At 64.2% G+C, this 20,952-nt stretch carries 17 protein-coding genes and 1 pseudogene; 8 read left to right on the plus strand and 10 right to left on the minus strand.

Features of this window, described 5'->3' with window-relative positions:
- Position 1: 1 nt before the first annotated feature.
- From FHS78_RS15610 to FHS78_RS15625, 4 genes are read right to left on the minus strand one after another with little or no spacing between them, the layout of a single operon-like run.
- Positions 2–1,186, minus strand: coding sequence for an acetate/propionate family kinase (locus tag FHS78_RS15610; RefSeq protein ID WP_167095303.1), 1,185 nt, complete (start codon positions 1,184–1,186; stop codon positions 2–4).
- On the minus strand, positions 1,183–2,610 hold the full coding sequence (locus tag FHS78_RS15615; protein WP_425500306.1) for a bifunctional enoyl-CoA hydratase/phosphate acetyltransferase: 1,428 nt from the start codon (positions 2,608–2,610) through the stop codon (positions 1,183–1,185). Before FHS78_RS15615 ends, FHS78_RS15610 begins: the two co-directional genes overlap by 4 nt.
- Positions 2,594–4,387, minus strand: coding sequence for a PHA/PHB synthase family protein (locus FHS78_RS15620; RefSeq protein WP_167095304.1), 1,794 nt, complete (start codon positions 4,385–4,387; stop codon positions 2,594–2,596). The genes FHS78_RS15615 and FHS78_RS15620 overlap by 17 nt, the downstream gene beginning before the upstream one ends.
- Positions 4,384–5,031 (minus strand): TetR/AcrR family transcriptional regulator, encoded by a 648-nt coding sequence (locus tag FHS78_RS15625; protein WP_167095305.1) that lies wholly within the window; start codon positions 5,029–5,031, stop codon positions 4,384–4,386. The genes FHS78_RS15620 and FHS78_RS15625 overlap by 4 nt, the downstream gene beginning before the upstream one ends.
- 161 nt (positions 5,032–5,192) lie before the next feature.
- Between FHS78_RS15625 and FHS78_RS19785 the strand changes: the two genes are divergently transcribed.
- From FHS78_RS19785 to traR, 7 genes are all read left to right on the plus strand, one after another.
- The gene (locus FHS78_RS19785; protein WP_167095306.1) at positions 5,193–5,528 is read left to right on the plus strand and encodes a phasin family protein; all 336 of its coding nucleotides are present in this window, start codon (positions 5,193–5,195) and stop codon (positions 5,526–5,528) included.
- 57 nt (positions 5,529–5,585) lie between these two features.
- On the plus strand, positions 5,586–6,653 hold the full coding sequence (locus tag FHS78_RS15635) for an HlyD family secretion protein (protein WP_167095307.1): 1,068 nt from the start codon (positions 5,586–5,588) through the stop codon (positions 6,651–6,653).
- On the plus strand, positions 6,650–9,442 hold the full coding sequence (gene rbbA / locus FHS78_RS15640) for a ribosome-associated ATPase/putative transporter RbbA (RefSeq protein WP_167095308.1): 2,793 nt from the start codon (positions 6,650–6,652) through the stop codon (positions 9,440–9,442). Before FHS78_RS15635 ends, rbbA begins: the two co-directional genes overlap by 4 nt.
- A gap of 1 nt (position 9,443) precedes the next feature.
- The gene (locus tag FHS78_RS15645) at positions 9,444–10,556 is read left to right on the plus strand and encodes an ABC transporter permease (RefSeq protein ID WP_167095309.1); all 1,113 of its coding nucleotides are present in this window, start codon (positions 9,444–9,446) and stop codon (positions 10,554–10,556) included.
- A 511-nt stretch (positions 10,557–11,067) separates the two neighbouring features.
- On the plus strand, positions 11,068–11,706 hold the full coding sequence (locus FHS78_RS15650) for a TetR/AcrR family transcriptional regulator (protein ID WP_167095310.1): 639 nt from the start codon (positions 11,068–11,070) through the stop codon (positions 11,704–11,706).
- Positions 11,703–12,344, plus strand: a complete 642-nt coding sequence (locus FHS78_RS15655) for an NAD(P)-dependent oxidoreductase (protein ID WP_167095311.1) — start codon at positions 11,703–11,705, stop codon at positions 12,342–12,344. The genes FHS78_RS15650 and FHS78_RS15655 overlap by 4 nt, the downstream gene beginning before the upstream one ends.
- A gap of 138 nt (positions 12,345–12,482) precedes the next feature.
- On the plus strand, positions 12,483–13,184 hold the full coding sequence (gene traR, locus FHS78_RS15660; protein ID WP_246220538.1) for an autoinducer-binding transcriptional regulator TraR: 702 nt from the start codon (positions 12,483–12,485) through the stop codon (positions 13,182–13,184).
- A gap of 13 nt (positions 13,185–13,197) precedes the next feature.
- On the opposite strand, the gene FHS78_RS15665 is transcribed toward traR, so the two are convergent.
- Positions 13,198–13,518, minus strand: coding sequence for a transcriptional repressor TraM (locus FHS78_RS15665; RefSeq protein WP_167095312.1), 321 nt, complete (start codon positions 13,516–13,518; stop codon positions 13,198–13,200).
- Between the two features lie 287 nt (positions 13,519–13,805).
- On the opposite strand from FHS78_RS15665, the gene FHS78_RS15670 reads away from it, so the two are divergent.
- Positions 13,806–14,618 carry an IS5 family transposase gene (locus tag FHS78_RS15670; protein WP_047170150.1) on the plus strand — a complete coding sequence of 271 codons (813 nt, stop codon included), beginning with the start codon at positions 13,806–13,808 and terminating at the stop codon, positions 14,616–14,618.
- 143 nt (positions 14,619–14,761) lie between these two features.
- Here the strand turns inward: FHS78_RS15670 and FHS78_RS19790 are convergent.
- From FHS78_RS19790 to traA, 5 genes and pseudogenes are all read right to left on the minus strand, one after another.
- A pseudogene (locus FHS78_RS19790) lies at positions 14,762–14,965 on the minus strand (methyltransferase domain-containing protein); the annotation flags it as partial.
- Positions 14,966–15,183: 218 nt separating this feature from the next.
- A complete protein-coding gene (locus FHS78_RS15680) occupies positions 15,184–15,789 on the minus strand; it encodes a TraH family protein (RefSeq protein ID WP_167095313.1) in 606 nt (201 codons plus the stop codon).
- Positions 15,790–15,802: 13 nt separating this feature from the next.
- Positions 15,803–16,957 (minus strand): conjugal transfer protein TraB, encoded by a 1,155-nt coding sequence (locus FHS78_RS15685; RefSeq protein WP_167095314.1) that lies wholly within the window; start codon positions 16,955–16,957, stop codon positions 15,803–15,805.
- Between the two features lies 1 nt (position 16,958).
- Positions 16,959–17,489, minus strand: a complete 531-nt coding sequence (gene traF / locus FHS78_RS15690; protein WP_167095315.1) for a conjugative transfer signal peptidase TraF — start codon at positions 17,487–17,489, stop codon at positions 16,959–16,961.
- The gene (traA, locus tag FHS78_RS15695; protein WP_167095316.1) at positions 17,486–20,788 is read right to left on the minus strand and encodes a Ti-type conjugative transfer relaxase TraA; all 3,303 of its coding nucleotides are present in this window, start codon (positions 20,786–20,788) and stop codon (positions 17,486–17,488) included. The genes traF and traA overlap by 4 nt, the downstream gene beginning before the upstream one ends.
- Positions 20,789–20,952 lie beyond the last annotated feature (164 nt).

Raw genomic sequence — 20,952 nt, forward strand, 5'->3', positions numbered from 1 at the left:
GTCAGGTCCTGACGGCGAGGATGGACAGGGCTTCGTCGGCGATCACCCGTTCCTCGTCGGTCGCGATCACGAAGGCGGCGATGCGGCTGGAGGGGCTGCTGATCCGCGCGGCACTGGCTGTGTTGGCAGCTTCGTCGAGCTCCAGACCGAGCCACCCGAGATGGGCGCTCGCATCGGCGCGGATGCGCGGCTGATGCTCGCCGATGCCGGCGGTGAACACGATAGCGTCGAGCCCGCCCAGCGTGGTCGCCAGTCGCGCGACCTCGCCCGCGATGCGGAAGGTGAAGAGGTCGAGCGCCTGCTGCGCCTCCGGCCGATTGCTTTCCAGCAGCTCCCGGCTGTCGGCGCTGATGCCGGAGACGCCGAGCAGCCCCGACCGGCGGTAGAGCAGGTCCTCGACATCCTTCGCAGTGCGGCCTTCCGTGCCGATCAGGTGCAGCAGCACGCCGGCGTCGAGCGCGCCGCACCGCGTCGCCATCGGAATTCCGTCGAGCGCCGAGAAGCCCATGCTGGTATCGCGGCTGGCGCCGCCTTCGAGCCCGCACAGGCTGGCGCCGCTGCCGAGATGGGCGGCGACGACTTTGGCCGTGCCAAGGCCGGGCTCGCGCCGCTCCAGCTCCGCCGCGATGAACTTGTAGGACAGCCCGTGGAAGCCGTAGCGCTTGATGCCCTGGTCGTGCAGCGCGCGCGGGATCGCGAAGCGGCGCACGACATCTGCATGACCGCGATGGAAGGCCGTGTCGAAGGAGGCGGTCTGCGGCAATTCGGGACGCAGGTGCCCCAGCGCCCGGATCAGCCGCAGGCCCTGCGGCTGGTGCAGCGGCGCGAGCGGTGTCAACGCATCGATCGCCTCGATGGCTTTGTCGTCGAGCAGCACAGGTCCCGCAAAGCCGTCGCCGCCATGCACGACGCGATGGCCGATGGCGGCCACGCTGTCCATGTCGAAATGCCAGGAGAGGCGATGGAAGGCCTCTGCCAGCACCGCGTGCAATTCGTCGTCTTCCGCCGCCTCCAGAGCGATGTCGAAGGTGTCCGGCCCTTCGCTCAGCGAGAAGCGCAGCGGCGCGTGGCGGAAGTCGATCATGCCCTTGCCGATGCGGCGCGCGCCGGCCGGTTCCAGCGCGAACAGGCCGATCTTCACCGTCGAGGAGCCCGCATTGAAGGTGAGCAGCAGCCTGTCGGTCATGCGGGCAGGTTCCCGGGGGCGCGCCGCGAGGCGACCAGCTTGGCGAGCGCCGCCGAGGCGATGCGGGTCTTCAGCGAATCCGAGCGGCTGGTCAGGATGATCGGCACGCGCGCCCCGAGCACGAGCCCGGCGGCATCGGCGCCTGCGAAATAGATGAGCTGCTTCGCCAGCATGTTGCCCGCCTCGAGATCGGGCACAAGCAGGATGTCGGCATGTCCGGCGACCGAAGAGACGATGCCCTTCGTCCGCGCCGCATCAGGGCTGATCGCATTGTCGAAGGCGAGCGGCCCGTCGACGCGCGCACCGGTGATCTGTCCGCGCGCGGCCATGACGGTCAGCGCGGCCGCGTCGAGCGTCGAGGGCATCTCGGCATTGACCGTTTCCACTGCGGCGAGAACCGCGACGAGCGGCTCGGGGTTGCCAAGGATATGCAGCAGGTCGATCGCGTTCTGGCAGATGTCGCGCTTATGCTCGAGCGTCGGCTGGATGTTGATCGCGGCATCGGTGACGATCAGCGGCTTGGCATAGGCGGGCACGCTCACGGCGTAGACATGGCTGATGCGCCGCTCCGTCCTCAGGCCGGAGCCGGCCGCCACGACGGCGGCGAGCAGTTCGTCGCTGTGAAGACTGCCCTTCATCAGCATCACGACCTTGCCGGCCACAGCGAGCTCGACGGCCCGCGCTGCGGCGGCGTGGCTGTGCGCGACGGCCTCGATTGCAAGGCCGTCGAGTGAGACCTGCGCGGCGTCGGCAGCGGCGCGGATCTTCGCCTCGGGGCCGATCAGCAGCGGCTCCAGCAGCCCCTCGTCGCGCAGCTCGACGGCGGCGAGGATCGCCTCCGGCGAGCAGGGATGCACGATCGCTGTCCGCAGAGCCGGCAGCGCGCGCGCCTGCCTGACGAATTCCTCGTAGCGGTCGTTGCGCCGGATCGCGACCTCCGGCAGGGCCGTCCTCGGCCAGGAGATCGGGTGCTCGGGCGCGATCACTGTGGCGGTGCCGCTCAGCACCTCCTCGCCGCGCTGGTTGGCGCAGCGTGTGTCCAGCAGGACGATCCGCTTCTCCGGCCGCTTCTCCTGCACCGTGACGGTGACGGTGATGGTATCGCCGGGCGCGACGGGTTTCCTGAAACGCAGATCCTGGCCGAGATAAATCGTGCCTGGACCTGGTAGTCTCGTGCCGAGCACGGCCGAAACGAGCGCTGCCGTCCACATGCCATGGGCGACGATATGGCCGAACAGATCGGTCGCGGCGAACGCAGCGTCGAGATGAGCGGGGTTCACGTCTCCGGAGACGGTGGCGAAGAGATCGATATCGTCGCGCCCGACGATGCGCACCAGCGAGGCGCTCTCGCCGATCGCGAGTTCGTCGAAAGTGCGGTTCGTGAGGATGCTCCGGTCCATCGGATCCTCAGCGTTGCAGGACATAGGCGCCGGGGGCGTCGTCGAGCGGGACGAGGCCCTTTTCGGCATTGCCCATGGCGGGTGGCGAGACGCGATCGTCGGCGGACTGCGCCGCGAGCCACTCCACCCAGCTTATCCACCACGATCCGTCATGAGACGTCGCGTTCTCGACCCATTCGTCCGGGCCGAGAATCGGGTCTTCGTGGGCCTTGGTCGCGATGCGAAAGCGCCGGCGGGGATGGCCCGGCTCGCTCACGATGCCGGCATTGTGCCCGCCGCTCGTCAACACGAAGGTGACGTCGGCATCCGTCAGGTAGTGGATCTTGTAGACGGAGCGCCAGGGCGCGACATGATCACGCTCCGTGCCGACCACGAAGAGCGGCGTGCGGATGTTTTGCAGGGCGGCCGGGCGGCCCTCCACCATCAGACGGCCGACGGCCAGCTCGTTGTCGAGATAGAGCTTCTGCAGATATTCCGCATGCATGCGGTAGGGCATGCGGGTGGAATCGGCGTTCCACGCCATCAGGTCGATCATCGGCGTGCGCTCGCCCATCAGGTAATCGTGCACAAGGCGCGACCAGATCAGGTCGTTGGAGCGCAGGAGCTGGAAGGCGCCGGCCATCTGGTCGGCGGCCAGATAGCCGCGATTCCACATCATACTGTCGAGATAGTGCAACTGGCTGTGGTCGATGAAGAGTGCGAGCTCGCCCGGTTCGCTGAAGTCGGTCTGTGCCGCGAGCAGCGTCAGCGAGGCAAGGCGAGCGTCTCGGGCCTTCGCCATCGCCGCCGCTGCGACCGAGAGCAGTGTCCCGCCCAGGCAATAGCCCGCCGCATGGATCTTCCGGTCGGGCACGATAGCTCCGACTGCTTCCAGCGCCGCCATCACCCCCAGGCGCCGGTAGTCGTCGAGGCTGAGCTCCCGGTCCTGCTCGGTCGGGTTGCGCCAGGAAATGCAGAATACCGTGTGTCCCTGCGCCACGAGATGGCGGATCAGCGAGTTCTGCGGCGACAGGTCGAGGATGTAGTATTTCATGATCCAGGCCGGCACGATCAGGATCGGCTCGGGGCGGACTGTTTCGGTCGTGGGCGCATACTGGATCAGCTCGATCAGATGGTTGCGGTAGACCACCTTGCCGGGCGTGACCGCGACGTCGCGGCCGACGACGAAGTCCTCCGTCCCGACCGGAGGCTGCCCGGTCACCAGCCGGCCGGTATCCTCGATCCAATTCTGGAAGCCCTGGACAAGGTTGGCGCCGCCGGTCTCCTGCATCTTCGCGAGGATCTCGGGATTGGTGAACGGGTTATTGGAGGGCGACGCCATATCGAGCAGCTGACGCGCCGTGAAGGACACCACGTCCTCGTGGTGCGGCGTCACGCCTGGAACCTCATGCGTGACGTTGTGCCACCATTGCTGGTTCAGCAGGAAGGCCTGGGACCAGATTTTGAAGGGGAATTGACGCCAGCTCTCGTCGCTGAAGCGATAATCCCCCGGCAGAGGCTGAATGCAGGGCGGAGCATTGACGTCCGGCGCCGTGGCGGCGAGATGCGCCAGCAGACGGCCCGCCTTGCGGCCAGCCTTGTAGGCGAGCTCGGCGCGCTTGCCCGGCGCCGCGGCGAGATGGATCGACCAGTCGAAGAAGGCGAGCGCCAGGGCCTGGGGTGAGAGGCCGGCGGTGAACTGCGCGCTCAGCGCCTCGCGCATGCGGTCGATCGAGCGGAAGGCCTCAAGGCCCAGCGCTTCCGAATTGGCCGGTGTGGAATCTGGATTGGGGACTATCTGCGACGGGCTCGGTTGTGTCATGACTGGCCTTTCGGACGCGATCTGGCCGCCATGGCGGCCATGCTCGGCAGCGTCTGGTGATCGTCGGGCGCCGCCGCCGGCTCGAGGCAGGCCTGAATCAAGCGGGCGACCATTTTTTCCATGTCTTGGCTGCTGGCATCGCGAAGGCTCGCGACGCCGAGAACGTCGCGCAGCAATGCAATGCCTGCGACACAGCCCATGGCCATGGCCGCTCCCAATTCGCCGTTCGGCTCGCTTTGCAACGCTAACGGCTCGATGAAGTCGTGTTGCACCAGCTCGCGAAGGATAGGGCTCGCGCGAACGCTGTTCAGAGAGCGTACGAAGAGATTGAGTGGGTCGATGCGCTCAGTCGCGGGGAGGCATCTCGCGCGTACGAAAAGCGCGGCCAGCGCAAGGACAGGCTCTTCCGCCTGGGTCGCTTTGTGGAAGTCGCCGTCGAGCGTCGCTCGCACCGCCTGCTTGAACAGCTCTTCCTTCGAGCCGAAGGCGCGGTGGACGAGCGCGACGTCGACGCCGACATCGCCCGCGATGTCGCGCAGCGTCGTGTCGTCGTAGGAATGCTGCGAGAAGCGCATCGCCGCCGCGGCGAGGATGCGGTGGCGCGTGGCATTGGCCGATCGTCTTGAGGTTGCTTCATCTGTCATTGGGGCGCCATCGAAATTGTTTGCCGCGCTGCACAATCTCCGGTATCACGGACTTAGTCAACAAGCGTTGACATGGATCAATGCGGCTATCGCGCGAACGCGAAATGTACTCGGGCTGCGTGGGTTCGCAGCCGTGACAGTCACTTGGAAAGGTCTTTTCGATGCCGACAGAGAAAGCTGCGCCGACCGAAGCCGCCGTAGGAGCGCAGGATGCCGCTTCAGTGCAGAGTCAAATTAATTCAGCTGCGGAACTGGCTAGCCAGTTCGTCGGGGCTCCGTTGCGGATGTATATGACGTTGTCTCGCGGCTGGCTCGAAACAGCATCACGATCTCTAAATGCGCAGGCAGAGCATATCGCTCGCCTTTCCAAGTGCAGGAATCCAGCGGAGGTCCTCTCCTGTCAGGCTGAGTTCACGAGGAAAGCGCTTACAACCTCTTTGGAGGACGGCCAGAAGCTTTTTGACTCCCTGCGGATGGACGACACGCCGAAACACTAGGAAGGAGATCCTGGTAATTTCAGATGCGATTGCGATCGCCAACCGGGGCCGCTTCCGATGAACGACAAAATCAAGAAATGGGGGGCGGCGGCCCTCGTTATCGTCGCCGCGGCGGGCGCATACGTCGCCTGGAGCAAGCTCGACCCCGCGGCTTTACCCGCAGGAATTGTTGCTGGAAACGGTCGGATTGAGGCAGTGGAGATCGATATCTCCACGAGGACCGCCGGACGGATCAAGGAAATTCTGGTCAACGAAGGCGATTTCGTCGAGGTCGGGCAAGTCCTTGCCGTGATGGATACCGAGCAGCTTGAAAGCAGGCGCCGGCAGGCCGAAGCCGATCTTCGGCGCGCGACCATCAGCATTAGTACGGCGCAAAGCCTGGTCGCGCAGCGGGAAGCGGAGAGCGAGGCCGCCGTTGCCGTCGTCGCTCAACGTGAGGCGCAGCTCGACGCAGCGGACCGAAAACTTGCCCGCTCCGAGCAGTTGGTAAAAACCCAAGCCACCAGCCAGCAAGTGCTCGATGATGATCGGGCAAACCAGCAAGGCGCGAAAGCCGCAGTCGGGGCAGCACGAGCCCAACTCGCGGCAACACAAGCCGCGATCAGCGCCGCCAAAGCGCAGGTCGTGGATGCCGAAGCAGCGGTCGAGGCCGCCCGCGCAGCAATCGCCAGTATAGCGTCCGATATCAACGATAGCTCTTTGCGAGCATCGCGGTCCGGACGCATCCAATATCGTGTTGCTCAACCGGGGGAAGTGCTGTCAGCCGGCGGACGCGTTCTCAACCTCGTTGACGTCGGCGACGTCTACATGACGTTCTTCTTGCCGACCACCCAGGCGGGCCGGATCGCGCTTGGGAGCGACGTCCGCATCGTGCTTGATGCGGCACCGCAGTATGTCATTCCCGCCAGTGTGAGCTTCGTCGCCGATGTCGCGCAGTTTACGCCCAAGACCGTGGAAACGAGGGAAGAGCGCGAGAAGCTGATGTTCCGCATCAGAGCGAAGATTTCGGAAGAGCTTCTCAGGAAATACGTTCAGCAAGTCAAGACAGGCTTGCCCGGCATGGCCTACGTCAAGATAACGAAGGAAGCCGACTGGCCTGCGAACCTTGCGAGGCCCGTTCAATGACGGAAACGGCGACCGACACCCCCCTCGATGGGGTGGAACGGGCCGTTCATATCGAGGGCGTCAGTCTTTCCTATGGTAAGACCCTCGCGCTCGATGGTGTCGATCTCGATATCCCCGCTGGCCAGATGGTGGGACTCATCGGCCCCGACGGCGTCGGCAAATCGAGTCTGCTTTCACTGATCGCCGGGGCACGCATTGTCCAGACCGGCAAGATCGAAGTTCTGGGCGGGGATATTGCGGACGCCAGCTACCGTCAAACCGCCTACGCACGTATCGCCTACATGCCGCAGGGCCTGGGAAAGAACCTCTATCCTACACTTTCGGTGTTCGAGAATATCGACTTCTTCGGACGGCTGTTCGGTCACACCAAGGATGAGCGAAAGCGCCGCATCCTCGACCTCACCGCCCGCACGGGCATGTCGCCGTTTGTCGACCGCCCGGCTGGAAAGCTCTCAGGCGGGATGAAGCAGAAGACCAGTCTTTGCTGCTCTCTCATTCATGATCCTGACCTCCTGATCCTCGATGAGCCGACTACTGGCGTTGATCCGCTCTCCCGCCGGCAGTTCTGGGAACTGATCGAAGACATCCGCCGCGACCGCCCCGGCATGAGCGTCATCGTAGCCACTGCGTATATGGAGGAGGCAGCGCGTTTCGATTGGCTGGTTGCGATGAATGACGGCAAGGTCCTGGCAACCGGAACCCCCGGCGAGCTGCTCGCGCGTACGTCCACGCAGAACCTCGACGCAGCCTTCATCGCTTTGCTGCCCGACGAGTTACGCAAGGACCACCGGGAGGTTGTCATTCCGCGGCGGGAAGCGGATGGAGATCTGGAGATTGCAATCGAGGCGGAGCATGTCAGCGTCCGCTTCGGCGACTTCACGGCCGTGGACAATGTCAGCTTCCGAATTCCGCGCGGCGAGATATTCGGCTTCCTCGGCTCGAACGGTTGCGGCAAGACGACAACGATGAAGGTCCTGACGGGGCTTCTACCCGCCAGCGAGGGCCGAGCGCGCCTGTTCGGCCGCGAGGTAGACACGAGCGACATCGACGTCCGTCGCCGTGTCGGATTCATGAGCCAGTCCTTCTCGCTCTATAACGAGCTCACGGTCCGGCAGAATCTCGAGTTGCACGCCAAGCTGTTTCGCCTGTCGTCCGACACGATACCTGAACGAGTCGACGAAATGGCTCGGCGCTTCGACCTTCCCGATGTGATCGACGCGCTTCCGGACGCACTTCCACTCGGTATACGGCAACGATTGTCGCTAGCCGTCGCGATGATCCATTCCCCGGACATCCTCATCCTCGACGAGCCGACATCGGGCGTCGACCCCGTCGCACGCGACGGGTTCTGGCAGATTCTCGCAGAACTGTCGCGGAACGACGGCGTAACGATCTTTGTCTCAACCCATTTCATGAATGAAGCCGAACTCTGCGACCGCATCTCGCTCATGCATGCCGGCAAGGTCCTCGTCAGCGATACGCCCGAGGCAATCATCGCCAAACGATCCGCGAAAAGCCTCGAAGAGGCGTTCGTTGCTTATCTGGAAGACGCCATCGGGGAAAGTCATGAACAGCCTGCTTCGTTCGCCCCCCGGCAGGCTCAGGCGGCGGGTGAGGCGACAGAGGCTCCGAAATCCTCTGATACCTCACCCGTCCGCCGCGTCTTCGATTTACGTCGGATGTTTGCTTATACCCAGCGAGAGGCCCTTGAGCTTCGGCGCGACCCGATCCGCGCCACGCTGGCGTTCCTGGGCACGATCATCTTGATGTTTGTCATTGGCTTCGGCGTCAGCATGGACGTCGAAAACCTGACCTTTGCTGTTCTCGACCGCGACGACACCACAGCGAGCCGCGACTACGTGCAGCAGATCTCCGGATCACGCTACTTCATCGAGCGCCCACCCATCACCGACTATGCCGATCTCGACAACCGAATGCGCAACGGGGAAATCAGTCTCGCGATAGAAATCCCGCCGGGCTTCGGCCGTGACGTTGCGCGCGGCCGGTCCGTTGAAATTGCGGCCTGGATCGACGGCGCCATGCCATCGCGTGCGGAAACGGTCCGGGGATATGTTCAGGGGATGCATGCAACCTGGCTCGCACAAAAGGCACGGGAGCTTTACGGCCGATCTGCGAACCTCAGCGAGTTCAGGCTAGAGGTCAGGTATCGCTACAATCCCGATGTACAGAGCCTCGTGGCGATGGCTCCCGCCGTAATTCCTCTTTTGCTCCTCATGATCCCCGCCATGCTTGCAGCCCTCAGCGTCGTTCGTGAGAAGGAGCTCGGCTCGATCATCAATTTCCACGTTACTCCCGTGACGAAGCTCGAATTCTTGCTTGGCAAACAGATGCCCTATATCGGGCTCGCTTTTGTCAATTTCCTGATGCTGGCGGCCCTCACAATCTTTGTATTTCAGGTGCCCTTTACGGGCAGCTTCTTGACGCTGACCGCGGCCGCACTGCTTTACGTGATCATTTCCACCGGCATGGGTCTCGTACTCTCGACACTCATAAACAGCCAGATCGCCGCCATATTCGCGACTGCACTGCTCACTCTTCTGCCTGCGGTGCAGTTCTCCGGAATGATCGATCCAGTGTCATCTCTGCAAGGAGCAGGCGCGATCATCGGAAAGATCTATCCCGCGACCTATTTCGTGACGATCTCGCGCGGAACATTTTCGAAAGGGCTCGACTTCTCCGACCTCGCCAGCTCATTCATTCCGTTGCTGATTGCCGTTCCGGTTCTCTTGGGACTTGGGGTCGCGCTCCTCAAGAAGCAGGCAGCCTGACATGCACTTCGACAACCTTGCAAACCTCGGCATAAAAGAACTGCGCGGCTTGTTGCGCGACCCGGTGATGCTCGTCTTGATAGTCTATTCCTTCACCTTCTCGATCTATACGGCATCAACAGCGGCGCCTGAGACGCTCCGAAACGCCCCGATCGCGATCGTCGATGAGGATCAATCGCCGGTCTCGTCCAGGATCCTCACGGCGTTCTACCCGCCGTATTTCCTGCCGCCCCATCTCATCTCGGCACACGAGATGGACGCCCGGCTGGATGCCGGCCTCGACACCTTCGCTTTGAACATCCCCCCGAACTTCCAGCGCGATCTCCTCGCCGGTCGCTCGCCTGCGATTCAACTCAATATTGACGCGACCCGAATGACACAAGCATTCACCGGAGGCGGCTATGTTCAATCGATCGTTAGCAGCGAGGTGAGCGAATTCGCCAATCGGTATCGAGGCACAGCGCGGCCTCCGATCGACCTCAATCTGAGAGCTGTCTTCAACCAGGAACTTAACAAGAGCTGGTTCGGCGCCATCAACAGCGTCATCTCCTCAGTCACAATGCTCTCCATCATTCTGACTGGTGCTGCGCTGATCCGCGAGCGGGAGCACGGCACGGTCGAGCATCTCTTGGTCATGCCCGTCACGCCGACGGAAATCATGATCAGCAAGATCTGGTCGATGGGCCTCGTCGTACTTGTCGCATCGGCGTTCTCGCTGACGTTCATCGTACAGGGGGTACTATCCGTTCCTGTGCAGGGGTCGATAGCGCTCTTTCTGACAGGTGCAGCCCTGCAATTGTTCGCGACGACCTCGCTCGGCATTTTCCTCGCGACGGTCGCTGGCTCCATGCCGCAATTCGGCTTGCTGCTGATGCTGGTGCTCCTCCCGCTGCAAATGCTTTCCGGCGGCAGCACCCCAAGGGAGAGCATGCCGGAACTCATTCAGACAATCATGCTCGCGGCGCCGAACACGCATTTTGTGATCCTTGCGCAGGCGGTGCTGTTCCGCGGTGCGGGTATCGATGTCGTGTGGCCACAGCTTGCCGCGCTGTTCGTCATAGGCTGCGTGCTCTTTTACTTCTCACTTCGCCGGTTCAGACAGTTCCTGAAGTAACAGCGACCGAAGGGAACACGGATTTCTAATCACTAAGAGCGAACGTCCGAGCGTAGCCTCGATAAAATGCGAGCCATCGCGGCAAAGGTAGTTCGAGATCGTGCGTGTCCGGACTTCGGCCGCAATGGCGGGCATTGCGGACGGTGAATCGACGAACCGTCATATAAGGGAGGAGCGGCGGTCGTCGCTGCTGCGGCCGCAGTCCACTTTTGCCTGTTGCGAAGCCGGAGAGCTGGCGCGGCGCTCGTGAGACGCGCTTATGACAGGTCCGTATCGAAACTACACGGGACGGGACGGTGCGCATTCCAGCTGACCTGACGGTGCCGAGCTTCAGCGCCACGCTCCAACGCGTCGTCGCGGCGAACAAGACGCTCGTTCCCGGTCACGCAACGCCGTGATGTCACCGAGGGCGTGACCAGCTTGCAGAAACTGTCCCAGCACGGCTTGGTGCGCATTCATGCGCGCGGCCTCGAATATTTGACATGCGTCCAACAAGGTCTAAATTGGACTCATGTCAAACAGTAAGGACAGCGTTCGTCTTAATCCTGACGAACGACGTGAGCAGATCCTCCAGGTGGCTACGTCGCACTATGCCCGCGCGGATCACGAGGCGGTGTCCATCCAGGCCATCGCCAAGGATGCCAACGTGGCGCGGGCACTTGTCTATCATTATTTCCCCGGTAAAGATGCCCTGCTGAGCGCCGTTCTGGAGCGCGAGGCGGAAAAGCTTCTGGCTGCGACCGCGCCGCTCGATGGGCTTTCGCCGCGCGCGAACCTTGAACGCGCGCTCGGCGCTTATCTGGATCATTTCGCCTCCAGCACCGGACGTATACGCGACTTACACGTGCCCCGGTCCACTACCGCCACGCTGGTCAGTGATCTGGTCGCCCGCAATCAAGCGGTTCAGGTCGGTCGCGTGCTGGACCACCTCGATCTGGACGATATTCCCGTGACGCGCGTCGCCATCGCCGCTTGGCTCGGCCTCGTGACCGAGGCTGCGCGGCAGGCTCTCATCCATCCTTCCATACCCAGATCAGAAACCGTCCGCCTGTGCATGCAGGCGTTGAGAGCGGTCACCGGCGTGAACATCGATCGCTCGCCGAAGGAGCCAAGCTCCCCGCGGCTTCAACAGCAGGAAACAGACACATGAAGATCGCGATACTGGGCGCCAACGGGAAGACCGGCACGCATCTGGTACGTCAGGCATTGGCCGCCGGGAATGAGGTCATCGCCTATGTCCGCCGTGTCGAGGCAGTTCCCAAGCAGGCTGGCCTCACAACTGTCAGCGGCCAGCTCAGTGATCTCGAGGAAATGGCGCGTGCCTTTGCAGGGGCGGATGCAGTGGTCTGCTGCATCGGCCCCAAGGTCGGCTTACCGACCATGTTGAAGACCGACCTGATGCGGACGCATCTCGGTCAGATCCTTAAGGCGGTGAAGCAGGCGGGCATCGACCGGTTTGTACTGATGTCGGCCTTCGGGGTCGGAGATACTGCTAGGAAGGCCTCGCTGCCGGCGCGGATTATCTACAAGACGGCGATGGCCTCGATCTTTCGCGACAAGGAGCAGGCCGAGAAACTGCTGCCCGCTTCCGGGCTGAACTGGGCTGCGGTTTACCCGGTCATGATGCACGAGGCGAGGCCGCTCGCGCACGTGACCGTCAAGCGGCTGGAAGAGGTCAACCATGTGCAGGGCCTACCCAAGGTGCCCTTCGCCAACGTCGCCACGGTGCTGCTTGATCTCGCCACCCATCCTGAGCGCCTCGGCCAGCGTTTTTTGATTACCGCCTGAGCCATGGCGATCCAGGCGCTACTGATTTGCGGCTTTGGTCCTCAGGAAATCGCCGATCCGAGTCGCAGGTCATCGCGGCTAGTGTTCGTTGATCGTTGCAAGGATAGGACGGAGCAACCGCGATAGGGAGGAAGATAATTGAGAACCTGGTTCCAACGTCTGACCGACGTCTCTGGCCTGGCGCGCACAGAGCAGATGCTGAAGGAGGCGCTGGCGGAGCTGGTACAGGACCTCGGTTTCGACTGCTATGCTTATCTGAACGTCCAGCCCGTTCGCCTCTTCGCGGTTTCCAATTATCATCCCGAGTGGCAAGGCCGATATCTGACGCGGGACTACGCGAGCATCGATCCTGTCGTCGCCATGGCAAAGCAGCAGATGAAGGCCTTCACCTGGGCGGCCGGCGCGCCTCGCTCCCTGTCGAAGCCGCTGCGCCGCTTCTACTCGGAAGCCGGCGACTTCGGAATCAGGTCCGGGATTTCGATCCCCATCCGGACGGCGTTCGGGCATATGTCAATGCTGACGCTTGCCTCGCACAAACCGTCCCTGTGCCTCGAGACCGATATTGATCAGATCGCGGCGGTGACGGCGGTTGCCCAGCTTCATGCGAAGATGGAGCAGCAGGATGTGGAACCGACAGCCAGCGTTGAGATCGACCTGAAGGCGAAGCAGGCTCTTTGCTTGAAATGGTCGGCCGAGGGAAAGACGATGAAGGATATCGCCTCGATCGAGGGCATGTCGTTCGCCACGGTAAACTTTCACCTGAACAACGCGCGCAAGTCGCTCGATGCCGTAAGCCTGGCGCAGGCAACAGCCCTCGCCACGAAGCTTAAGCTCATCTAACCCCGGCCGTCCCTCAGTCCGCCGGCACCAGCGGGACGTGGCCCAAAACGTCGAGCAGCGTCGAAAGAAGGGTCTGCTGCGCATGCATGTCGATCATCGCGGAGACATAGGCGACGCGGTCGGGACCGACGCTGTCGCAACTGGTAACGGGCCCCGCCTTCCGCCATTCCTTATACTTGGCCTCGGCCGTATCACGGAGAAGTCGGTGAGTCCTGATCGCCTGAATCGTGATCTGTTCAAGATCCGTCTTGGGGAGATGCTCGGTCAGGCCGACGACCGGCCTAAGCGTCACTTTGTGCTCGGGCTGCGAAGCGCAATTAGTGTCGTTTCCCATCTGTCGTCTTCTACAAGGGTAGTCCGCGGTGCGCCCCCGCAAACGTCAATCCCTGATCCCAAGCCGGGGGTTAGAAAACCGCGACTAGACGGTCCCTATGACCTTTAGCACCGGAGCACCTGGACATACGTCACAGGCCCCCGGCCACGATGGTCAGAGGACCCTGGCGCCGTAACAGCCGACGCCAACCGCTAGTCGAGGGCTTTCTAAGAGCCCGTCCCGAAAGGGTTGAGCGACTGGGGCACTCGTGATTCCAAGGGGTTGTTCAGGCCATCTTGGAGCGAGCGATGTGGACCCCAGCCACTCGCCGGCAGCATAGTCGCGCGGGACTTCGATATGAAACGGATTTGACGGATGCGGAGTGGCGGCTGATTGCGCCGTTGCTACCGGCGCCGAAGCGGACGGGCCGGCCGCTCTCCTGGCCGCTGCGCGAGATCGTCAACGCGATCTTTTACGTCATGCGCGGAGGCGTCGCCTGGCGGCTTCTGCCGAGCGACCTTCCGCCCAAGAGCACGGCCTATCGCTGGTTTGCGGCCTGGCGAGACGGGGGCGTGTTCGAGGCTCTCAACCATGCGCTGCTGATGATCGATCGCGAACGCAGCGGTCGGCCGGCCTCGCCCAGCGCCTGCATCATCGACAGCCAGAGCGTGAAAACGAACGAAGCCGGTGGGCCCCGTGGCTACGACGCCGGCAAGAAGATCATGGGTCGCAAGCGCCACGCCCTCGTCGATACCGACGGGCGTGGCCTCGTCCTCTTCGCCCATCCCGCCAGCGTGCAGGATCGCGATGGGGCGGGCCCGCTGCTGGCCGCCTCGCGCCGCCCGTTCCCCTTCATCGAGAAGGTCTTCGCGGACGCTGGCTACCAAGGCCCGCGTGTCGCGACCGCCACCCGCATCGCCGTCGAGATCGTCCGGCGCAAGCCCGATCAAATCGGCTTCGCCGTTCAGCCCCGGCGGTGGGTCGTCGAGCGCTTCTTCGCCTGGATCAATCGAAATAGACGGCTCTGGAAGGACGCCGAAGCCACCATCGCCTCCGCGACGGCCTTCCTCTACGCAGCCGCCGCCATGGTTCTTATCCGCCGCATCGCGCGAGCGTCATGAGTTCCGGGACGGACTCTAAGGCCCCGGGCAGCGCGTACTGCCCTGGCGCCCTTATAGAGCGGAGATGCCCCAATCGCTAGAGCAAAGCGGTAAATCGCGCAGAAAGCGATGAGCAAAAACTAGTTTGAGCGACGGCTGCTTCGCTAGAGCCTGGACAGGACCATCACGAGGGTCGCAACAGCGTCGAAAGAGCCGACTTCAAGCGCCAGTTCGCACATATCCGCCTCAAGGAACGTCACCGTTCGAGCGTTCAGTCGAGGCCTCGCGACTTGTTCTGCCGATCCGTCGAAACCAACGACACTATGGCCCAATGCAGTGAGATCACGCGCGACGGGGATTTCTGGACCGCAGCCGAGATCCTCCCGCGGGCTAGCAGGCTGCCTATGAGGCGGTCAGCCCATTTAAACTAACAGCTGATCCCCTGAATCTTTTGAGGTACGCATCTGTAATCTCGTCGTAGCCTTTGGTGACGAGGTACTTTGGGTCGCTGATCATAGTGCGACATTCGCAGTCGAATAGTTGGTCGTTGAGCTTTGAAGTCTGCGGCGGGTGCCATTTCAATTTATCACTGCGACTTCGGCCGGTTGCCGCCGATCCCGGACAAATCGATGCGGATGCCGGCCCTGTTGGGATCCTCAGGCTCGGGGCGAGCCGGCCCCGCCGGATCCCGCGCGGCTGTCCCTTTCCGATCCTCTTCCGCAGGCGTGGGCACGGCGAGCTTCACTTCGCCAGGATCGGGCTCGCTAAAGATAGCCTTTCCCTCGAAGCTACCGGTCTTCCAGGCGTCGATCGCATCGTCGAAGGCCTCGTCGACGGCGTTGCCGTACCATTTGGTGACGATCCGGTAGACCTTGGCGAAGAGCTTCGTGCCCATGCGGATATTGGCGCAGGCGTCGACCAAATCGGGCTTCAGCTCCGAGATGTCGGACACGCCCACCCCGGCCGGATATTGGGTGACGCCGACGCGCACGACGGCCTTGCCGACATGCTGGCGGACGAGCGCCATGGCCTCCTCCGCGGTGCCCGGCCGCGGCACCAGCACGACGCGCGTGCCGGATCGGACACTGACCGCCAGCGGATCGGTCGAGCCCGCCTCGGCGATGAACTTTTCGACGATCGCCGGCTTCAGGCCCGGATCGGCGCATTGCTGGATGAGGGCGGCGTCGACCATGAGAACTCCCTGTTCATCGATTGAAAGCGGCGACGAGCGGAACGTCGAAAAGGCGCGCCCAGGCGAGCGTGCTGGCATTCTGGATGGCCATGATCGAGGTGCCAGCGGTCCACCAGCCATTGCCGGTAGCGACGATCGCGTTCGGTTGGTAGAGCATCGACTGCAAATTGGGCCAGACGACGAGCTGCTCGTAACAGATCAGCGGGGCGATCCGCCGGCCAGCGAGCTCGACGGTCGGGTTGGCGAACAGATGCGCCCTCGCCCCTCCATCCTGTCCCAGCCAGCGGCGCCAGGGCTGCCACATGGAGACCGGAACCGGCATGCGCTCGCGGTAGAGGATTCCGGCCTCCTGCGCCGAGATCGCGACAAGGACGTTGTCGTAGCCCTGCGGGTCGATGACGGCCGCGCCGGCGATCACGACGATGTCGCTGCTTGCAAGCGCCTCGCGCCAGAGCCGGTCGACGCTCGGCGTCCAGAACCCAAGCGCGCTCTCAGGAAGCACGACGATCCTGCCACCCTGTCCTCCGGCTCGCGTGACCGAAGCGATCAGATCGCGCTGCCGCTCGAGCGTGCCGTCGCGTCCGAGGCTCTGGCCCATATCGAGGTCGAGACCCCGGAACCCCTCGGGGAGTGCCGGAGGCGTCCATGTGGCGGCCGACCACAGCCACATCCCGCCGAGCACGATGGCGGCGATCGGCCAGGCGCGCGTCGTCATCGCGGTGAGCCCGGCCGCGGCGGCCGCCAGTCCCATCCAGCCCCCTCCGGGAAACAGCACGCCTGCGGCTGTCAGCGGATGCGCCCAACCCACGATCCCGAAGGGCGGCACCGCCATCAGCACGGCCGCGAGCGCGAACCGCACCGCCCGCCCTCCTCCCGGCCGGCTCGTCCAGAGCAATGCATGGACGGCGACGAAAGCGAACGACGCGACCAGCCAGAGTAACAGGCCCGGCCACAGGTCGGCGCCGTAGAAGTTGGCGACGCCCTGCGGCAGGCCCCGCGAGGCGGCCAGGGAGTAAGCCGCCGCGACCAGCGCCGTGACGAAGCGGCTGCGCGCCGAGGCCCACAGCGCCGGGAACAGCATCGCGAGCGGCAGCGTCAACGGATCGCCGCTCCAGCCGATGACGCCGACGAGCGCGGCGATCACGATCAGCGCCAGACCCCGCGCCATGTCACGGCGCGAAGGTGAGGAGCGGACGAGCGCGACCGAGCAGGCCGCTTGCCGGTATCGGCCCGAAATACCGTGAGTCATAGGAGCCCGCAAAATTGGAGTGGAGAAACAGGAAGCCGCGCGGCACCAGCCCGCCGTCGAAGGGCGCGAGCGCCCTGCCCGCGGCGTCCTCTCGCTGAACATCGGCATGGGGGATCGGCCGCCCGTCGACGGAGACGCCGGCGCCGATTTCGGTCGCCTGCCCTTCGGTCGCAACGACCGTCTTGATCAGCGGGCTGAACCAGCCTGGGCAGAGGCCTCGGCCGAGATAGCCGCGCTCGCGCGCCATGCGAAACGCGGCGCCGTCGGGCGGGCAGATGAAGACGAGATCGCCCACGGCGGGCGGCCCATCGAGCGGCTCGATCCGCCACAGGCCGAGCGGATAGCTGCGCGTCAGATTGATGCGCAGCCCGCCAAGCCAGGCGATGCCGGCCAGCATGACGAGAGACGCAATCGCGGCCGGGAGGACGGCGATGATGCGCCGGCGCCTCATTGCTTCATCACCGGCGTCTGCCGCTGCGTCTGGCGCAGGTTCTCCGATTGCTTCAGCGTCGCTGCTGTGCGCTCGTGGGCGGCGAGCTGCTGCGCGGTGCGCATGGTCGGCCAGGCCTCGGCGAGCTTCTGCCGCTCGCCCGGAGCGAGCCCGTCTGCCGCCTTGTCGAAGACCTTGCCGGAGGGTTCGCGTGCGGCATTGGTGAGCAGCGTGCGCTCGCCGAACCGCTCCGCTATGGCTTTGTTGAAGCCGTCGATCTCGCCCTTCACCTCGCGGCTGGAGATCGCGTAACCGATGGCTGCCGGCAGGTCGTTGCGGTCGATGGCGTCGCGCACCCGCTCGAGGACGCGGTGCGCCGCCGGCGACAAGGCCGGGATGTCAATCGACACGCGATGGCGCATCGCCTGCTCCTCGGCCTGGAGCTTCTGCACGGCGGCCTCGCGCAGGTTGATATAGCGTTCGATGTCCCGCTTCAGCGCGGGGACATTGAGCTCGGCGACGCGCCGCTCCTCGCGATCGGCCTTGCCGGCGAGAAGGCCGGTCCTGCCCTTCAGGGGGCCGAGTGCCTGCGGTTCTGAGACCAGTCGGTACAGCGTCGTCTTCGCCGCGGTGCGATCCGAGAGGACCGCGTCGAAATTCATGGCGCGGAACGCCGTCTCCGGATCGGCGAAGACATAGCGGAAGCGGGTCGAGACCTCGTCCCACTGCTTCGTGACGGCAGGATCGGAGCGCAGCTTATCCTCGACCGTGTCCTGGATCGATTTGGTGAAAAGGGTAACGCCGGCGACCATCGCTGCGGTCTCCTTCGGGCTATGTGTCTGACGGGGATCGAACAGGCCGAGACGCGCGCCGATGCCGCGCAGGCGCTGAGTGAGATCGGTGAGCTTCTGTTTCTGTCGGACCGTCCAGTCGAGGCGATCGCGCAGCAGCGTGCGGGCGACCTTGACGATGTGCAGGCCGCGGTTCTCGGCGAAGCGGAGCGCCTGCCGATAGAGCGTGCCGCGCTCGTAATCGAGCGTGGTTTCCTTCGCGTTGCGCCGGGACAGAACCTTGGCAAGCCCGCCATGGAAGCTGAAGGAGCGTCGCCCGTAATAGAGCGCCATGTCCTCGCGGTGCCGGGTCAGCGCGACATAGGTCAGGTGGCGGTCGAGCGAGAGCGAGGCGAGCACCTTCACGCGGGCGACGGTGGCGCCCTGGGCCTTGTGGATCGTGGTGGCGTAGCCGTGGTCGACATTGCGATAGAGGTGCTGATCGACTGTGACCTGACGGCGCTGATCACCCTCGCCGATCGCCGCAACGATGCGGTTCGGCGTGGCCTCGACCACCTTGCCGATCATGCCGTTCTTCACGCCGAGCGCGCTGTCGTTCTTCAGGAAGACGATCTGGTCGCCTACATCGAACCTACGGGCGCCGTCCTCGGTGCGGAACGCGTGGCCCTCACCCACGAGTCCACGTTCGACCAGCTTCTCGCGCGCCATCGTGTTGAGCATGCGCACATCGCGGCGCAGATGCGCCAGGATCAGCGAGCTCTTCGAGGCGTCATAGTCGCGGTTCCAGTCCGCGATCAGACTGGCGACGGCTTCGGCCTTCAGAACCGAGCCGAGCACCCTGCCCTGCTGCTGATAGGCGGAGAGCGCCTCCGCGATCCGGCCGCGCGCCAGATCCATCGAGGCGGCGCGCATCCATTGCTCGCGCTGCCGATAGATGGTCTCGAGTTCGGCATAGCCGATGCGCTCGACGATGGCGCGGAACGCCGCCCCCGCCTCGATCGGCTGCAGCTGCTCGGGATCGCCGACCAGCACCAGCTTTGCACCGGCCCTCACCGCCGCCTCGACGAAGCGCGCCATCTGCTTGGAGGCGACCATGCCGGCCTCGTCGAGCACGAGGACGGTGCGGGCGTCAAGCGTGTCCCTGCCCTGCTTCCAGCGCAGCTCCCATGACGCCAGCGTCCGGCTCGCGATGCCCGCTTCCTTCTCCAGACCCTCGGCTGCCTTGCCCGCGAGCGCCGCGCCGACCACGCTGTAGCCGGCGAGCTCCCAGGCTTCCCGCGCCGCCTTCATCATGGTGGTCTTGCCAGCGCCGGCGCGGCCGACGACGGCCGCGATCCCGCCCGGTTTCGTCACACGCTCGATCGCCGTGCGCTGCTCCTCCGACAGCCGTTCATGCCCGGCGAACACCTGCTCCAGCATGCGCTCGCGAACGCCATGCGAGCCGCGCTCCGACAGCCAGATCGCCTGCCGCGCCATTCCGGCCTCGAGGCGGATGAGTTCGCGCGTCGTGTAGCGCGCCGGCAGTCGTTCGCCGGTGGCGAAGTCGACGCTCTCGCGCTCGATGCGGAGGAGCTCCGGGCTCTGGAGGATGCGCGCCATCAGCTGCTGGAAGGTGCCGGCATCGTCGACATAGCGGTGCAGCACCTTGGCGATGTCGCGCTGGTCGAAGACGCTCTTCTCCGACGACAGCAGGTCGAGCACGATCTCGGGACGGTTCAGAATTCGCCGGCGGTTTTTGGTGCGCTGCGTCTCGAACAGCGCCAGCCGTTCGAGATCTGCGGCCTCGCCGTTTTCTGCAGACTTGCGCTGGATCGCCTTGGCGCCAACGCCGATATGGGTGGTCGGCACCAGGTCGATGCCGCGCTCAGCGTAGGAGCGGCCGTCGACGCGAATCTCCAGGCCAGCAAGCGCCAGATGCTGGTTCTGCAGGTCGAGCCAGCCGTTGCGCTGCTCCAGGAACTCGGTTTTCTCGCCCGACCAGAGCCGATAGATGATTTTGCCCGCCTTGTTGCGCAGCACCTCGCCGTCGTCGCCGATCACGGGGATGCGCTTCGGGCCGAAGCCATCCTCCGTCAGGGGCCGCAGCGTCGTCATCAGGTGGACGTGCGGATTGCCCGGCTCGTCGTGATAGACCCAGTCGGCGACCTGCCCGCGCGCCAGCACCTGCTCGAGCACGAACTGCCGCATCAGCGCGATGTTCTGCTCCTTAGACAGCTCCACCGGCAGCGCGATGATGAATTCGCGGGCGAACTGCGCGTCCTCGCGTTTCTCGAACGCTTCGACCCGGTTCCAGAACGCCTCGACGGCGCCGGCGACTGAGCGGTCGGCGATCAGCGCCCGCGCCCATTCCGGTGCGTCGGCCGGCAACAGGAATTCCTCATGGGCGAGATTGCGCTTGTTGGAATAGTCGACCGTGCGCGCCTCGGCCTCGTACTCCATTCGGGCGCAATGGCGATACGCGGCCGACAGCACGGCACTGCGGCCTTTGCCGCGGCCGATGAGCTGGGGCGTGAAATGCGTGATCGCCACGATGACGGCGTCTCCCGGTGCAACCTCGAACGGCGTGTTCGTCGGGAGAGGCCGGCCTCGCCGGGGCCGGCGCAGCACGTCGCGCCAGCGACGTATTACTGCGCCCTTGGATGCCGCTCCTTCGGAACGGCCGGGATGATCTCAAGTGGCGTCGGCTTCGCCGA

The organism is Parvibaculum indicum (assembly GCF_011762095.1).
GTDB lineage: Bacteria > Pseudomonadota > Alphaproteobacteria > Parvibaculales > Parvibaculaceae > Parvibaculum > Parvibaculum indicum.

What these genes read in the sequence shown, in the direction of transcription:
- rbbA (WP_167095308.1), top strand. Translation starts at nt 6,650, where the DNA reads ATGACGGAAACGGCGACCGACACCCCCCTCGATGGGGTGGAACGGGCC.
- FHS78_RS15670 (WP_047170150.1), top strand. Translation starts at nt 13,806, where the DNA reads ATGTGGACCCCAGCCACTCGCCGGCAGCATAGTCGCGCGGGACTTCGA.
- FHS78_RS15685 (WP_167095314.1), bottom strand. Translation starts at nt 16,957, where the DNA reads ATGGCGCGGGGTCTGGCGCTGATCGTGATCGCCGCGCTCGTCGGCGTC.
- FHS78_RS15635 (WP_167095307.1), top strand. Translation starts at nt 5,586, where the DNA reads ATGAACGACAAAATCAAGAAATGGGGGGCGGCGGCCCTCGTTATCGTC.
- FHS78_RS19785 (WP_167095306.1), top strand. Translation starts at nt 5,193, where the DNA reads ATGCCGACAGAGAAAGCTGCGCCGACCGAAGCCGCCGTAGGAGCGCAG.
- FHS78_RS15665 (WP_167095312.1), bottom strand. Translation starts at nt 13,518, where the DNA reads ATGGGAAACGACACTAATTGCGCTTCGCAGCCCGAGCACAAAGTGACG.
- FHS78_RS15620 (WP_167095304.1), bottom strand. Translation starts at nt 4,387, where the DNA reads ATGACACAACCGAGCCCGTCGCAGATAGTCCCCAATCCAGATTCCACA.
- FHS78_RS15610 (WP_167095303.1), bottom strand. Translation starts at nt 1,186, where the DNA reads ATGACCGACAGGCTGCTGCTCACCTTCAATGCGGGCTCCTCGACGGTG.
- FHS78_RS15655 (WP_167095311.1), top strand. Translation starts at nt 11,703, where the DNA reads ATGAAGATCGCGATACTGGGCGCCAACGGGAAGACCGGCACGCATCTG.
- FHS78_RS15645 (WP_167095309.1), top strand. Translation starts at nt 9,444, where the DNA reads ATGCACTTCGACAACCTTGCAAACCTCGGCATAAAAGAACTGCGCGGC.
- FHS78_RS15625 (WP_167095305.1), bottom strand. Translation starts at nt 5,031, where the DNA reads ATGACAGATGAAGCAACCTCAAGACGATCGGCCAATGCCACGCGCCAC.
- FHS78_RS15615 (WP_425500306.1), bottom strand. Translation starts at nt 2,610, where the DNA reads ATGTCCTGCAACGCTGAGGATCCGATGGACCGGAGCATCCTCACGAAC.
- FHS78_RS15650 (WP_167095310.1), top strand. Translation starts at nt 11,068, where the DNA reads ATGTCAAACAGTAAGGACAGCGTTCGTCTTAATCCTGACGAACGACGT.
- FHS78_RS15680 (WP_167095313.1), bottom strand. Translation starts at nt 15,789, where the DNA reads ATGGTCGACGCCGCCCTCATCCAGCAATGCGCCGATCCGGGCCTGAAG.
- traF (WP_167095315.1), bottom strand. Translation starts at nt 17,489, where the DNA reads ATGAGGCGCCGGCGCATCATCGCCGTCCTCCCGGCCGCGATTGCGTCT.